At 47.5% G+C, this 16,335-nt stretch carries 7 protein-coding genes and 1 pseudogene; 4 read left to right on the forward strand and 4 right to left on the reverse strand.

Going from position 1 to position 16,335, the window contains the following annotated elements; translation table 11 throughout:
- The first annotated feature begins 4 nt into the window (after positions 1 to 4).
- Positions 5 to 373: pseudogene (locus ACFW2W_RS02655) on the forward strand (XisI protein).
- A gap of 337 nt (positions 374 to 710) precedes the next feature.
- On the opposite strand, the gene ACFW2W_RS02660 reads toward ACFW2W_RS02655, so the two are convergent.
- Positions 711 to 4,997 carry a S8 family serine peptidase gene (locus ACFW2W_RS02660; protein WP_378172975.1) on the reverse strand — a complete coding sequence of 1,429 codons (4,287 nt, stop codon included), beginning with the start codon at positions 4,995 to 4,997 and terminating at the stop codon, positions 711 to 713.
- A 384-nt stretch (positions 4,998 to 5,381) separates the two neighbouring features.
- On the opposite strand from ACFW2W_RS02660, the gene ACFW2W_RS02665 reads away from it, so the two are divergent.
- Positions 5,382 to 8,312, forward strand: a complete 2,931-nt coding sequence (locus ACFW2W_RS02665) for an efflux RND transporter periplasmic adaptor subunit (protein ID WP_378172978.1) — start codon at positions 5,382 to 5,384, stop codon at positions 8,310 to 8,312.
- Positions 8,313 to 8,432: 120 nt separating this feature from the next.
- Here the strand turns inward: ACFW2W_RS02665 and ACFW2W_RS02670 are convergent, their stop codons facing one another.
- From ACFW2W_RS02670 to ACFW2W_RS02680, 3 genes are all read right to left on the reverse strand, one after another.
- Complete coding sequence (locus ACFW2W_RS02670) at positions 8,433 to 8,732, reverse strand: 2Fe-2S iron-sulfur cluster-binding protein (protein WP_190414681.1); 300 nt, start codon at positions 8,730 to 8,732, stop codon at positions 8,433 to 8,435.
- Between the two features lie 128 nt (positions 8,733 to 8,860).
- Positions 8,861 to 10,543, reverse strand: coding sequence for a TolC family protein (locus tag ACFW2W_RS02675; RefSeq protein WP_378172982.1), 1,683 nt, complete (start codon positions 10,541 to 10,543; stop codon positions 8,861 to 8,863).
- Between the two features lie 256 nt (positions 10,544 to 10,799).
- Positions 10,800 to 11,366: a PadR family transcriptional regulator gene (locus ACFW2W_RS02680; RefSeq protein ID WP_378172985.1), complete on the reverse strand. Its 567-nt coding sequence runs from the start codon at positions 11,364 to 11,366 to the stop codon at positions 10,800 to 10,802.
- 227 nt (positions 11,367 to 11,593) lie between these two features.
- On the opposite strand from ACFW2W_RS02680, the gene ACFW2W_RS02685 reads away from it, so the two are divergent.
- Positions 11,594 to 12,988, forward strand: a complete 1,395-nt coding sequence (locus ACFW2W_RS02685; RefSeq protein ID WP_378172988.1) for an efflux RND transporter periplasmic adaptor subunit — start codon at positions 11,594 to 11,596, stop codon at positions 12,986 to 12,988.
- A 109-nt stretch (positions 12,989 to 13,097) separates the two neighbouring features.
- On the forward strand, positions 13,098 to 16,289 hold the full coding sequence (locus ACFW2W_RS02690) for an efflux RND transporter permease subunit (RefSeq protein WP_378172990.1): 3,192 nt from the start codon (positions 13,098 to 13,100) through the stop codon (positions 16,287 to 16,289).
- Positions 16,290 to 16,335 lie beyond the last annotated feature (46 nt).

Genomic DNA, 16,335 nt, shown 5'->3' on the forward strand with positions numbered 1-16,335 from the left:
TCCAATGGCAACCGCAAATCAACCTATAGACCAATGGCGTGAGACTTTGGAGAAAATTCTCCAATATTATGCGGATCTGCCTTACCGTTATGGGGATGTGATCGCTTATGTGGTGGTTAGCCGCGATTCCTTCGGAAAGCTTCGCTAACGCAATCATTTTATGCTGATGCACGAAGGTTGGGAGAATGACCGCCGAGTGCATGGCTGTATGGTTCATGCCCAAATCCGCAATGACAAAATCTGGATTCACTATGATGGCATTGAGGATGGCATCACGGGTGAACTGGTGGCGGCTGGAGTGCCTAAAGGTCATATTGTGCTGGCGTTCCATCCGCCCCAAGTGCGAGAGCATACAGGATACGCGATCGCGTAGCATCTGCAAAGCAAACTGCGAACTGACTTTTTCCGCGCAACGCTTTCGCATAGCCCAGTTGGGCGATCGCCTATTTCTATAACAGGAAAAAAGGCGATTGCGCGTTCTTTCGGAAGGGGAAAAGGAGGAGCGATCACATTTGGGGAAATAGAGAGTGCAATCGCTTCTGTGACATCTACATCAATTTATTAAAGGTTGAACCTGTGTTTTTGCCAGCGATAAACCCCATTCAATTTCCTCAATACTGTTCAGGCATGGAGAAGGATAAAAGACATTCTCTGGGGGAGGAAAAGGGATTGCTGGAAATACAAGAAATCGCCTTCTGATATAAGCACAATTAACCCCAGTTGATACTAGAACTACGATTAACGCTGTAGCCCAACCATTCTAGCCGTTTATACATACCTTCAGTGATGTTTGGATCTAGACCTTTTAAATCCATGACACTGTTCATTCCCAAAGTTGCGTCAAATTGAGCTTCATCTAAACCTAGTGCATGACCAATTTCGTGCATAGTCAGACGAACTAATGAATTGCTGGACAATGTATTTATTATCTGGCTATTGAAATGAATACGCCCCTCTCCTAAGTAGTCACGAGTTAAGTCTAACCGAGATTTTTGCTGATTTTCCATAAAAGTGGTTTCAGCCCAGTGACCCCAAGTACCACCATTCATAGTTTTTGAACCTTGAGTTATTGCAATTCTGAGAACTCCACTAGATACCTTATCTCTCGTGATGATGTTTTCCCAATTTATGACGGCTTGTTGAATTAAGTTTCTTTGCAATAAAGTAAAATTTCCATAGAAATCAACTTGGATATCAATATCGGGATTACCAACTGGACGTCTCCAAGAAGGTTGTTCACCCCAATGAATCGCTTCAGTACGTCCATCATTGCGGTTGTAAGCAATGCGACCTCCTTGGAAGTCAGCGAAAATCGTGTCACCGTCAATGTACTCTCGACGAGTTGGCATTCCCAACCAGTGATAGGTTCCGCCCAAATTGGTGTAGAGAGAACCAATGCTTCCCCAAGTAGCGACTGAGCCAATCCCATCTAGGTAATGAATACGAGCTTTACCGTCGTTACCAGAAAAAGCTTGCCAGACCGCCCATTTGCCATCAGAACGAGAAATTTGATTTTCGTTAGAGCGAGGGTAGCCCAATTGTACCCACCGACCCTCTAAGTTCCGACCAACTGGACCACCCACAAATTCATATTCAGCTAGATTGCCGCCCTGCATCCAGTAAGCTGTATTGGCACCATCCTCCAACATCAGCTTTGTGCGGTTACCACTGCCGTCCCTGAACTCTTGTGTCCAGCCATTGCCCCAACGCTGTAAGGAACCAACAATCTGCGTACCTACATTGCGACGATCCCAGTAAGCATTTTTGAGCGCAATGATTTGATTTCTGGTAAGCCCTGCATGCACTGCATTCCAGAACAAGTCCCAACTCTTCGTGTTATTGTACTCTTCCCAAGAAAAGGCAAAGGCTCCTAGTCCAGGTGTGCGTATTATATAGCCGTTTGTAGTATTAATGATTTCCCAGTTACGGCCTTGTCCATCCCTCCAGAAGAACCGGGGCTGCAAGCTTGTAATACTCCCTATCCAGTTCTGGGTGCGGTCATACTCTGTCCTCCAGTCTGAGCCCATAGCGCTGGCTTTGCTTTGAGATGCTGCATCGGTTTCGCGTTCCACATTTACTGGTAGACGGTTGGGGTCAACTTGACCCTCCGGCAGAACTGTAGGTAATTCACCCGTTACAATCCCGGCACTGCTAGGATTATCAGCTGCACCCCAAATCTGACCTTGGCTGGAAACCGTACCCTGAAGAGTTGCCACACCCGTGCGTGGATTAATCGCTAGTTTCTGACCCTCGGCGGTCAAGGCTGTCAGCGCTCCATTCAGAAGTGCTAAACCATAAATATTAGAGAAGCCTAAATCACCAATCATCTTGGCATTGCCAGTGGTCACGTCTACAGCAACCAGGCGATCGCTCGTAGAACCCTTGACCGTTGCCAAAATCTGATTACGACCATTGAAAATGATATCTCCGCTACTTGGCCCACCTAAAGAACCCATTTCAACAGCTTGGGCAGTTTGAGGAGAAATTAGGAATAGCTTACCTGTCTCGCTGTCTGCTCCATAAAGCTTGCCATCAGGAGAGAATGTCAGGGCATTGATGCTTAGCCTTGAAGCAAATTGCCCAATGAAAGTCTCTTCTCCAGTAGCTGAGTTAATTTCAAACAAACCATTGAAAGTGGAGCCATAAAGCTTGCCGCTTGGAGCAACCGCAAGATCCGTAAATGCTCGACCTTGGAATACCTGACTTTGCTCACCCGTTTCTGTGTTGATCCGCAGAATTTGACCAAAACTGGTAGACACGTAGACAACGCCATTCTCTGCTTGAGTTGACCCCAGAACGGGTGTTTTGAGATCGGGCAGATTTATGGTTGAAGACTGTGTTAGTTTGGGTTTTGGTGTTGTGGATGCTGCCAGTTGAACCGCCAGATTCATATTTAGCAATCCAGCTCCTGTTCCTGCATCCCATCCAATTTGAGCAAGATCCGTTGCTGTTGCCTTGAGGATGTCTTTGATCTGGTGATAGCTGAGATCCGGGTTGGCAGCCCAGACTTGAGACGCAGCCCCAGTCACTCTTGCAGTAGCCACAGAAGTACCAAATCCCGTTCCAATGCCATCAGCCTTTGTTGAGACAATAGGATTGTCAGCATCACCGCCAAGAGCCATAACGTCTAGCCCAGCCCCAAAGCTGGAATAATCAGCATGGGCAGAAGAGTCTGAACCTACAGCACCAACTGCGATCACATTGTCGAATTCCAAAGAAGCTGTCCCTAAAGCCGACATCTCGCCGCCCTGGTTCCCAGCTGAGACAACGACTAAAACATTGTTATGACGAGCATATTCCAAGGCCCCACGTTCTGCTGCTGTCAGTTCTGTCCGAGTGGTGATACTGCCATCAGGATTAATTTGAGTCAGGTCAAAGCTGAGATTAACAACTGCATTTGGTTGCTGTGACTCCTTGGCAGCATCTACAAATTCAATTAGAGATTGTGACCATTGCCCAGAACCAGTTGCACGGCCTACCCAAATTGGTGCCTCATCATTGACGCCATTAATGCCAATACCATTGTCTTGAGTTGCCCCAATAATACCTAAAACGTGGGTTCCATGTTCGTTGCCTTCACCTGCTGACAGCAACGGGTTAGCATCCCCAGCCACTCTGTCTTGCCCCAAAATAATCCGGCTATAGTCAATATCGGGATTATTGGCACTGAAACCTGTATCAATCACGCCCACCAAAGGCTGATTCGCTTTGGCAAACTCAAACCGCTGCGGCTGAACCATGTTGGTTACGGGTACTTCTCCGACATGGGTATGTTCTTCTACAACTTCTGTATCATTAGCTGGATTTTCAGCAATGTCTTCAAAATCAGGAATTGTGTCAACAGCGATCGCTCCCCCATCATCCCCTGTGTCTTCTAAGTCGAGAATAGGATCGACAGCGATCGCTCCCCCATCATCCCCTGAGTCTTCTAAATCGGGAATTGTGTCAACAGCGATCGCTCCCCCATCATCAGCATCGGGTGTAACGTAGGGTTCGGCATAAGCGATTAATGCCTGACCCATATCTGTACTGCGCCAATCTTTACCGGAGTCAATTACATCATCCAGATGCACTGCTTCGGCTGTTGCACCCCGCACTTGGAAAACAACGTCGTTATAGTCTTTGTCTGTCCAGCCATCAACCCGCATATCTTCCATCACGAAAGTATTGCCATCGCCGGTGACATCGGCAATCTGTCCCATGTGGAAGGCATCATTCGGGTTGCTTGTCGTCATTGAGAACAGCGGACGCGCATAACCCTCAGCCGCGGGGTTGTCAAATAGCTGCTGTACAGTACCATGAGGCACTAGCATGACGCCAAAGGTGTCGCCGGGACGCATTGAGAAGGTTTTGACGCCTTGGTATTCGCCAGTGTTAAAGTTGCTTTCGTGGGGCAGTGCGCCATTAAATTTGGCTCCTTCAGCGGTGTCAGAAAGCGCTACATGACCTAACTCAGAATTACTCAAAGCGCGAGAAGCCGCTTCTTGGATAAACTCTTGCGAACCAGGCTCAAATTCATCCATTCCATCCAGGCTAAAAACGGCTAGTTCTCCCTGATACTGACCGCCGTCAAATAGGAAATCAATGCTAACTTCGCCGGTTTCGCCTACAGTGAAGACGCCAGATTCAAAGATGGGGCTGGGGTCTGAAATAGCCCCCAGTGGGTCATCTGCATCGCCGTAGAAGAAGTCAACGGGTTCGATGTCGTCATCTGGAATGTCAATGTCAGCGATCGCATCCATCCCATCCGTGTCCGGGATATCTGCATCAGCGATCGCATCCATCCCATCTGTGTCCGGGATATCTGCATCAGCGATCGCATCCGTACCCCAATCCATCACCATTGGATCGGGCGCACTATCTCCGCCGTCTAACAAACCACTCGGCGTCAGAATCGGTTCTAAAATGAACGTCTGCAACGGTGGCAACTGAGGGGATTCCTGAGGCTGGAATCTTTGAGCCGCAGCCTTTTTCGAGAAAAACTTGAACCGATTCATTCCCTGTACCCTGGTAGTTTAAAATACTTGGCGCAGCACCAGCTATCTTCAGTGATATTTCTCTGGCTTGAGTAAAATTTACACGACTTTTTTTCCAGATAAGGGGAGAGATATTACTGAACTTTTTAGTTTAGTTTGTGAATTTATGGTGAATTTTATCTAGATTTTTCGCGTCTTTTTATAGAGTTGTGATGAAGAAGTGGCGTAAACCTTTACAGAAAAACAATATTTAATATCCGTAGATATACATATATTTTTATAGTTTTAATTCATAATCAAATGGTTTTTAGATATTCGTCTAAATTTCTTTGTTTTTGTTCCTAAAACTGAAAATTTAAGATTATGCTGTTAGGGATGAATCTACTGTAAGTAGGACTTTCGCTAATGAATCTTGAGGGTGGATTCGCTGAGAACGAAAGTAGTAACTGGATCTGTCCCGACCTAACTGCTTATTGGAAACTGGGCAAGGTGCGGAATTCATCTGAATTCCTCTTGCAAGCGCTACAAGACAATCGACGCATCCGGTTTTCTGCCATAGAAGGCTATGCTCTAACATTTTTTACCGGGCGTTTTACCATCAGACAAGTCCAAAAGCGCTGTCAGCAAAAGTTGGGTGAAGCGATTTATTCCGATTTTGTATCTCAGCTACTACAGAAATTAATTGAATTAGAAATTCTGGCACTACCGGAAGACAGCAATATAGGGGAAGTATCGAGTGATAAAGCCCCGGAAAAATCGACAAATTTAGAACCAAATACTTCGTCTCTTCTGAAGTCTTGCGTACAGTGGATTCAGCACCCAGATGGATACTGGATATTACGAAATCCAGAGGATGTAACGTTTCTTCAGGTGGATGAGCGCAGTAAAGCAGCGATCGCGGATTTAGGACGGATGACACTAGGGGCGATCGCTCAAAAACACCACCTCACCCCCGACGAACTGCGGCAACTTCTGCAACTACTGGCGGCGACTGCCATGCTGGAAGGCACTAAACCGTCAAAACCACCTAAAGGCAAATTCACCCCCCTACAACTACTGTTTTTCAAAATTTCCCTGTTCAATCCCGATAAGTGGTTGACGCGGAATATTAACCCGTTGCGCTGGATTTGGACGCAGCAATTCGGTTTTTTTGTGTGTTTCCTTCTCGCTTGGTCTGGCGCTTTTGCTCTTTCCCAACAAGCTAAAATTTTCTTCACCGGACACCAACTGGTAGCCACTCAGGGAGCCGCCTTAGTGCTACCATTTGCCCTGCTATCCATGCTGGTTGTCACCCTCCACGAACTCGGTCATGCCTTCACGCTGAAATACTACGGCGGCATTGTCCCGGACGTGGGGCTAATGTTCATGTTTTTTATCCCCGCTGCCTATACCAACACCACTGATGCTTATTGCTTAGTGAAGCGTCGGCAAAGAGTCTTAGTTGTGGCAGCGGGAGTGGTTTGTCAACTGATAATTGCCGCAGGTGCTTTCTGGTTATGGCAGTCATCCGCCTCGTGGCTGCACACCACCAGCTACTTACTAATGGCAGCAGCTTTATTTACTGTCGCCTTGAATCTTAATCCCTTAAGCAAGTTTGATGGCTATTACCTGGCAGTCGCCCTGAGTGGCATCAACAACCTGCGTAGCCGCTCCTTCGGATTTTATGCCAACTTGCTGCAAGGACGCGCCAGCCGAGAAGAACCAAGCGACCAGAGGATTTTAGCTGCCTATGCCCCCTGTAGTCTTGCCTACACTCTACTTGTCTTTGGCAGCCTCTTGGGTTTTGTCACCAGTTGGACGCTCACCCATATCCCCATTACTGCCCTCACCCTGCTAGCACTTTGGGCGATTTATTTCTACTTTCCCGCCGATACCAGTAGTTCTACCCCCAAACCGCAACGTCCCCACCCCACTCCTGCATCTGCCACCATGCTTACCCCTAATTCTGCAAATCCTGCCAATAATTCCAGCCCCTCTCCCCAGCTAAAAGTGGTGCCACCCCCTACAACAGGGAAAAATGTGACACCGCAACCAACAGCGCCACACGCCGACGTACCCAATAAGACCCCCACTTCAGCCAAATCAACCAGCAAATGGCTAATACTCAGTGGTATTACCGTTGGTTTAGTCGGTATTGGATTCATCCCGATTGCAAACTCCGTCACGGGTAAAGCCACCATCGAACCAACCCCAGGCTCCAGAAAAGTTGTTACTATGACCGAGCCAGCCGTAGTGGAAAAAATCTACGTGCGTCCCAATAGTAAGATAGTTGCCGGACAACGCATTGCCCAACTTTCGAGTAATGAACTCGATGACAAGCTTGCCGACATCGATCAAAAATTCCAGGAAGCTTCATCAGCCCAGAAGTCAGCATCAGAACAGCAATCAACCGCCTCATCCAGACTGCAACACGTCCGTTTTTTAGCACAAACAGCGGCTCAAAGAGCTAACGAACTCCAGCAAGAGTTTGACCAAATGCTTAAAGGAAATCCGCCACCTCACGTCCTTGTTTTAGAAAGAACTAAGGAAGAACGTCACAAAGAACTGGATGGTTTGCAAAAGAGTTTAAGTTTGCTTCAGACTGAAATTCTCAGGGATGAGAAATTAGTTCAACAGGGCGTCTTGCCTAGCGTCAAGCTGGATGAACCCAAAAGAGCAAGAGCCGTTTTAGAGGGAGAAATCGCCGCCAAAACCCAGCAAATTACTACCACAGAAGCTCAAATTGATGCCGCTAAGAAGGAAATACGTCTAGAGTTGAACCGGCGCAAAGATGAAGCTGGGGAAAAGAATATGGCAGTGCAGTCTGCCGAACAAGAAGTGAAAGTTGCCGCCGCCGAAGTGCAAAAGTGGGAGAAACAAATTCTCCTGTTGCAAGCAGAACAAGAAAAATTGCAGGACAGAAGCAACCAGCTAACTGTATTAGCAACGATGTCAGGAACGGTAATTACTCAGGATATAGACCAATGGGAAGGTCAAAAACTCCCAGAAGGCAAAGAACTTTTACAAATCGTTGACTTGAGTCAGCTCACGGCTGTTGTGGAGATTCAGCAAGAAGATGCTGAGTTAATTAAACAGGGAATGTCTGTGAGATTTCGCCCACCGGGAATCGATTTCCGCGCTTACGACGCGAAGGTAGAAGAAATTTTACCAGTAGCGCCATCCGAGCCATCTCAACAAAAGCCAATAGTAAAGGTGCGGATCTCGTTTGAAAATCCAGATGTTCCCTTATTTTTAGGCACAACTGGGTATGCTCACATCCAACCGGGAAAGATTCCAATTTATCAAAAGATCAAGCAAGAATTTCTCAAGCTAGTGCCGCTGGGAGGATGGTTCTAGGCAGTAGAGCCATGAAAATTTAAACGCAAAGGAAGCGCAGAGTAACGCAGAGAATTTATCATCCCTTGGCGTAACTTGGCGAAATCCTTTGCGAGCTTTGCGTTAAAAACCTTTAATTTTCTATCGCGGCTTTGTTTTCACACTTGTCGGGCCATTTACAAGAGTTTGACAAGCTAAGCGATAGGTTTCTGGCTTTTTCTTCAGTTTGCGATTTTCCACCTCAGTGCGAGGCGAAAGATTTTCCATACCTTCGACAATTTCCACAATGCAGGTGCCGCATTGACCATATCCCCCGCAGTTCATCATCTTTCCCCTAAAGGTATAGATATCAATGCCATTCTGTAGGGCTTTTTCTCTTAAGTTAGCCCCATCTGCTGCGATCGCTTCTTGATTTTCGTTGACAAATGTAATATTAGCCATCCGCCTTTTTAACTCACCTCGCTTCTATTAAGAAATCTTAAAAAATTATCCAAATTTAGCAAAGCCGATCTTTACTGAAACGCCAGTGGTGTTTTGAGACACCGTAGGATCGATTCGCTTCCATCGCCCTATTGGGGTTGATCGGAAAGTTGACTATCCGGGAGATTGCTAATCGCCCGTTCGAGAGCTGCCAGGGAGCGATTGTAGTCGAGAACAGCTGTAAGACGGTTGACTCTAGCACGAGTTAGCTCGGTTTGAGCGCTAATTACATCTGTCTGAGTGCCGACGCCGGATCTAAATCGTAACTCTGCCAGACGCAAGCTTTCTTCTGCCTGGGTGACGGCAAAAAAGGCAGTTTGAATGTTCTCGGCATTCGACCTTAAGTTGTAATAAGCTTGTTCCACCTCCAAGCGGATTTGGTTGCGCTGATCGGCAAATTGAGTTTCAGCGATCGCTATATTGGTTTTCTCCTGATTTGCTCTGGCTCTGGCGGCTCCCCCATCGTAAAAATCCCATCGGAATTGCGCCCCCAAGGTTAAACCATCGGCTGGCCCCACATCATCATTTAATACCCCTAAAACGCTGTAGTTGGCAACTAGGTTGATTTGCGGTCTGGTTGCCGCCAGGGCAATACGCCTTTGCTGTTCGCTGATGTTCCGTCGAGCCAAAAGCTGTTCTAGCTCGGCTCGGTTCTTCACGGCGAGAATAATACTCTGTTCTAGTGTTAGATTCCAGTCACCGGCAACCTCAATTTCGTCTGCTGCCGCCACTTCAACGGTTTGCCCTAGACTTAACAGCCGCGTTAATTGCCTGCGGGCAATGCTCTGCTGACTTCGGCTGCGAGTTAGATCCTGAACGGCATTTGCCAGCTGTACCTGCGCCCGGAGTACGTCAAATCGCGTCCCAAGTCCAGCCTGTTCTAGCAACTGAGCATCCCGGAGACTCCTCGCGGCATCTGTCACTGCTGCTTGGGAAATCTCAGTTTGGGAATCGGCTTCTTGCAGATCGTAGTAGGCATTGCTGACATCCAGGCGGAGTTGCTCGGACTGGCGTTCTACCTCTAACTGATCGAATCGCAACTGTTCTTCTGCCGCCCGGATACGTGCCCCGCGCCGCCCGGAGGTGTAGAGTTCGTAACTCACTTGCAGGCTGGTGTCAAAGGATGTCGAGACGGTATTATCGTCGTCATTCCCGAATAATGAGTTTAAGGAGGATGACTGTTGCTGATTTAGCTCAGCATTCGGAGAATCTGACCTGGAAAAATTTGATTCTACGCCGATTGATGGAAACTCAGCCGCCTGAAATTCTCGCACGGATGCCCGCGATCGCTCCAGGGTGAGAATTGCCACTTGTAAATCCCGATTGTTGCGCCGTGCCAGCTCCAGAGCTTGTTGTAGGGTAATCCGTTGGAAGGTTTGAATCTGCACTTCCTCAGATTTGGTGGGAAATTGGAGGGGATTGGCGCTGGGGTTGAGGTATTCAAGGGGTAGGCTTTCCAGAGAGGCGGGTGCCTGTGGCGGTTGTGGTGGAGCCGACTGGGAAACACCTGTCTTTCCTCCCGTTGAGTCGGGAGGGCTAGCTCCATCTCGGCTGACGGCTTCCTTTAGCGTCTGGGAAGATATTGCGGGAAGCGCTGGCGTAGGGGCAACCGACTGGGTTCCCTGACTTTCAAAAGCACTATTTGGCTGAGTAAGAGGAGGCGTTTCTTGTGCAACACTCAGTTTTGCACAGCTCATGGCGATCGCTGCACTCGCACCCACAGCCATGAGACCAGTTCTTACCCAGTGAAACGGATGACTAGAATTTGGCATAAGTTTTTGAATTTGGTCTGCGCTGTTAGAAAAACTTCTTTTCTTTAGCTCAAGCACCTTAAGAAGGATACTGGGTTGCTAATGTGCTTGGCAAACGAATTTTTGTGAATTGCGCCAAGAACCTGAAAATGCAGACCCCTAAGCTTGATATTGGTGCATTCTGCTAGAAATAATTGACTACTTTAGCCCTACAGATAGTCCTTGTATTTCTCTTGACATGGCGTTGCCATTGTTCGGTTGCAGGATTCGATGTCTCTCAAGTGGCGACGATTCTCGTCTCTACCTCGCTTTGCCCCGAACTTCCCAAAGAGGGTTCTGTTCGCTCAGATGCCAGTTGTTCGGTCAACCATTCGATTTCGCTTCGAATCACTACCATACATCTGCGCCAAACTTCTGCCTGGTAGGGATCTGCTGGCAGCGGTTCCCTTTCTTGGAGATCCTGGCGCAGCCGACAAACCATCAGGCGATGCTCCAGTAACTTAATCCGTTTTGCGGGTTCTAAGTTACCAAAAAAGAAAAACTTGATCGTGAAGCGAGAGCGAGCATTCACCCAGCTTTCATGGGGATATTCCATCATCTTGTGCATCCATCGCTCGCGCCCTCGATCCGTAATGCTGTAACTCTTGCGGAGCGAACCCGCTTCGCCTTCCTCCTCTACCAACACTGATATTGCACCCCGTTCTTCCAGGCGCTTCAAGAGCGGATAAATAGCTCCATAGTTGACGCTGATACAACCACTCATGAACAGCTCTAGTTGCTGTTTTAAGCGGTAGCCATGTAGCGGTTCGCGTTGTAGTAGACCTAAAGTAGCTAATTCCAGCATTTATATCAATCTGATACAATTAATTGTTGCATTTGATTTTAATATATGTAGATGTTATCTGCTGTCTCTCTGGCTCAATCATCGGACTGAGGTGGGGTGGCAATGACCGCAAGCCCATTAAGAAAACTATATAAGCCAATAGCGACGCTGTTGAAAGTCGTTTAATAAGTACCGCTGTTTAAGACTAAAGCGTGCTATCAAGCTAAGTAAAAGGAGAGGAAACGACAATGCCCGATCCTGAGTCCCCATCCCCAGTTTCAGTTGACAAAGAACAGATGGCGATCGCAGACGATCGTCAGGCTCTAGAATACGATGAGTATGAGGCAAATGAGCGGTATCAACCCCGGAAAAGACAGCGTTGGTCTGTGGCGCTGGGAATTATCCTTTTAATCGTCGGTGCAGGTTTTGGTTGGCGGTGGTGGCATAGCCGTGCCAGTGAAGCACCGAATGCGACTGCGGCGGCGGTGGGTAAACCTCAAGGAATTCCCGTCAAGCTAGCAACGATAGAGATAGGGACGATTCTGGAAAGTTCCGAGTTTGTCGGCGCTTTAGAAGCGCAACGTTCGGTGGTACTCAAGCCTGAAATTGACGGGCGAGTCAGTCAGATTTTTGTTGCTGAAGGCGATCGCGTTCCCGCTGGTAAGCCCTTAGCCCAGCTCAGCCGCGAAAAGAGACAAGCCGAATTAGCCAGCGTCCTCCAGGCTGTTAACGCCGCCCGCGCCACCCGTGCCAATGCCGTCTCGCAAATTAAAGCCTTACAAGCAGAACGGGTTTCTCGTGTCGCTGAAGTAGAACTACAAAAGGAAAACTTCCGCCGTACTTCCACCCTCGTACAGCAAGGCGCGTTGCCAAGAGCAGAACTAGACCAAGTTACCCGCGATATCCGCGCCGCCCAAGCCGCCTTAAATGCTAGCAGCGAAGGCATTCAGGCAGCTCAAGCCAGCCTTTCCGAAGCGCAAGCCGGGGTAAGGCAAGCTGAAGCCAACGCCAATCTTTCCAACGAACAACTGAAAGATGCCACAATTGTCGCCCCCATCGCTGGCGTTGTCGGACTTATTCCAGTCAAGTTAGGGGACTACGTTAAGAGTGGCGATACAATTGCCACGGTTACTCAAAACCAAGCGCTAGACCTGCGGTTATCTATCCCGCTAGAACGGGGGCCAGATTTACGCTTGGGGCAGAGAGTTGAAGGGAAGGATTCTCAAGGAAAATTGCTAGGTACAGGTCAAATTAGTTTCATTTCTCCTAGAGTAACTAGCAATTCTCAAAGCATTCAAGCAAAAGCTAGCTTTGACAATTCCCAAGGACAACTGCGGGATGGACAATTTATCAAAGCCAATCTGATTTGGCAAGAACGTCCGGGAGTTTTAATCCCAACTAGCGCTATTTCTCGCTTGGGTGGATCAACTTTTGTTTTTGTGGCGCAATCTCAACAATCTCAACCAGGACAAGCGCAACCAGGACAAGCCAAGCTTGTAGCTAAGCAAAAGCCAGTGAAGTTGGGCGATATCCAGAAAAATAATTATCAAGTGCTAGAAGGATTACAACCAGGCGAAAAAGTTATCGTCTCAGGTATTCAGAATTTATCTGATGGCGCTCCCATCATTCCTGAGTCTAAGTAATCAGTAATGGGTAATAGGTAATGAGTAAGGTAATGGAGAATTTTCTTCACCAATCCCTAATATCTAATACTTAATACCCACCAATTACCAATTACCAATTACCAAAACTATGTTTGTTGATTTCTTCATTAAGCGACCTGTATTCGCTACAGTCTGCTCTTTGGTAATCCTGCTAGTGGGAGCAATTAGCATTCCCACGCTACCAATTGCCCAGTACCCGGAAATCAGCCCAACCCAAATCACTGTTACTGCTAACTACAGCGGGGCTAGTGCTGAAGTTGTGGAAAGCGCGGTCACGACTATTTTAGAAAGGCAAATTAACGGGGTTGAGGGGCTAAGATACCTGACTTCGAGTAGCAGTAACGATGGCACCAGTCAGATTACAGCTACCTTTGACTCGTCGCGGAACAAAGATATTGCCGCTGTAGACGTACAAAATCGAGTTTCTGTCGCCCAACCACAGTTGCCTCAAGCGGTGCAGCGGACTGGCATCAGGGTGAATAAGCAGTCTACAAGCTTGCTTTTGGCAGTCGGTTTGTACGCCCAAAACAAAGAGTACGACAACATATTTTTAAGTAACTACGCTGACCTCTATTTGACCGATGCTCTGAAAAGATTAAAGGGCGTTGGTGATGTGCAAATTTTTGGCGAACGCCGATATTCTATGCGCGTATGGCTAGACCCTAATCGGCTTGCCAGTCGCGGTTTAGTCGATCGAGATGTTGTTAATGCGCTCAACGAACAGAACTTACAAGTTGGTGCTGGGCGAATTGGTCAGGAACCATCGCCGGAAGGGCAAATGTATCAAATTGACCTGCGGGCTGTTAGCAGACTGACAGAAACCTCTGAATTTGAAGACATTGTCTTGAAAACAGATACGGATGGGACGCTGGTTAAGCTGAAAGATGTGGGTCGGGTTGAACTTGGAGCAGAAAATTACACTTCGTTTCTGCGATTTCGAGGCAACGAAGCTGTCGGTTTAGGGATTTATCAACTTCCTGGCAGTAATGCATTGGATGTTGCCAAGGAAGTCAAAGCAGAAATGCAAAAGCTGCAAAAGATTTTTCCCCCTGGACTGAAATATCAGGTGGCGTTTGATACGACCCTGTTTGTGGAACAGTCGCTTTCGGAAGTACTCAAGACTCTCTTTGAAGCGATCGCGTTGGTTGTTTTGGTCATCTTTGTTTTCTTGCAGGACTGGCGAACCACGATCATTCCCACGATTACGATTCCGATCTCCTTAATTGGTACTTTTGCCTTTATCAAGATTTTTGGGTTTTCGATCAATAGTCTGACCTTGTTTGGTCTGACTTTGGCGACTGGATTGGTGGTTGATGACGCGATTATCGTGGTTGAGGATATCAGCCGCTTTATTCAGGAAAAGGGAATGAATCCCCGTCAGGCGGCTTCTGAGGCAATGGCAGAACTGTTCGGGGCAGTGATTGCAACTTCACTGGTGCTGATGGCTGTGTTTATCCCCGTGGCGTTCTTTCCCGGAACGACTGGGATACTTTACAAGCAATTTGCACTGACGATCGCGTTCTCAATTGCACTCTCTACTTTTAGCGCGCTGACCTTAACACCTGCTCTCTCAGCGTTGTTGCTGCGTCAGGGACAAAGACCTCCCAGATGGCTTGGTTGGTTTTTCGATCGGTTTAATGCCGGATTTGACTGGACGCGCCGGAAATACCAGCGATCGCTCACCGTCCTTTCCCGCTTCAAAGGAGTTGTCATCGGGCTATTTATCGTCTCTTTGGGACTGACTGCTTGGCTTTACCTGAAGGTGCCTACAGCATTTCTTCCTGAAGAAGATCAAGGCTATTTCATCACCGTCATCCAAGGACCAGAAGGGGTGTCGCTGAACTATACCAGCGAAGTGATGGCAAAGGTAGAAAAAGAAATTCTCAAAAATCCCTTAGTTGTGGGAACTTTTGCGGTAGGGGGCTTTGGTTTTAGCGGCAATACTGCCAACAACGGTCTCATTTTTACCACCCTCAAACCTTGGGAGGAACGCCACGGTGAGGGTGAGTCAGTGCAGGCAATTCTTGGCAAACTGCGCGGAACGCTTTCACAAATTACAGAAGCGAGAATTTTACCAGTGAATCCTCCGGCAATTCAGGGATTGGGCAGTTTTGGTGGCTTCCAGTTTGAGCTGCAAGACCAACGCGGTAATAATAACTTGGATTCTCTGGTTCAGACGATGGGACAGATGCTCGGTCGTGCCAATCAAACACCAGGATTACAAGCTGTTTTTAGCACATTTGCTGCGAACTCGCCTCAGCTACTGGTCGAAGTCAACCGCAATCGAGCGAAAGCGCTGCAAGTCTCGATAGACGATATTTTCAATACCCTGCAAACTTCCTTAGGGTCGCAATATGTAAACGACTTCAATCTACAGCAGCGAAATTATCGGGTGTACGTCCAAGCAGACAAACAATTTCGCTCTAACCCACAAGATATCGGTCAACTGTACGTGCGTTCCCAACAAAATCAAATGATTCCTCTGAGTAATCTAGTCACGATTACTCCCACAACAGGAGCGCCAACAATTAACCATTACAATCTGTTCCGTTCAGTGGAAATTACTGGATCTCCGGCTCCTGGTTCTAGTTCTGGAGATGCTATTAAAGCAATGGAAAAAATTGCTCAGCAGGTTTTGCCCACTGGTTTTAGTTATGAATGGTCGGGGACTTCACGAGAAGAAATCGAATCTGGAGGTTTAGCACCAATTATCTTTGGTTTAGGGCTGGTTTTCGTATTTTTGGTACTAGCTGCCCAGTACGAAAATTACATTGACCCTCTGATTATTTTGCTCTCTGTTCCTCTAGCTATTTTGGGGGCACTTTCGGCTCAGTCACTGCGCGGTTTATCCAATGATGTTTATTGCCAGATTGGTTTAGTGATGTTGATTGGTTTGGCAAGTAAAAATGCGATTCTAATTGTGGAATTTGCCAACCAACTGCGGGATAAAGGTCTTTCGATTACTAGAGCGGTAATTGAAGCGTCGCAGGAGCGTTTGCGACCGATTCTAATGACTGCTTTCTCGTTTATTTTAGGTATTGTACCGCTAGTAACAGCGGAAGGAGCAGGTGCAGGTAGCCGTCAATCTCTAGGAACGGCGGTGTTTGGCGGAATGCTCGTGGCTACTTTGTTGAGTTTGTTTGTGGTGCCAATTCTGTATATCGTGATTGGGACGCTGCGCGATCGCTTTAAATCTGGTGGGAAAAAATCCCGTAGCAAGTCTAAACAGACTAAAAAACTAGAACCGAGTCGAGAAGCTGATATCTTGCACCATCACTGAGCGCACAAATTTATAAGTCACTTGTGTGTACACGGTAGCCTTTTTA

Source organism: Coleofasciculus sp. H7-2 (genome assembly GCF_042747725.1).
GTDB lineage: Bacteria > Cyanobacteriota > Cyanobacteriia > Cyanobacteriales > FACHB-T130 > FACHB-T130.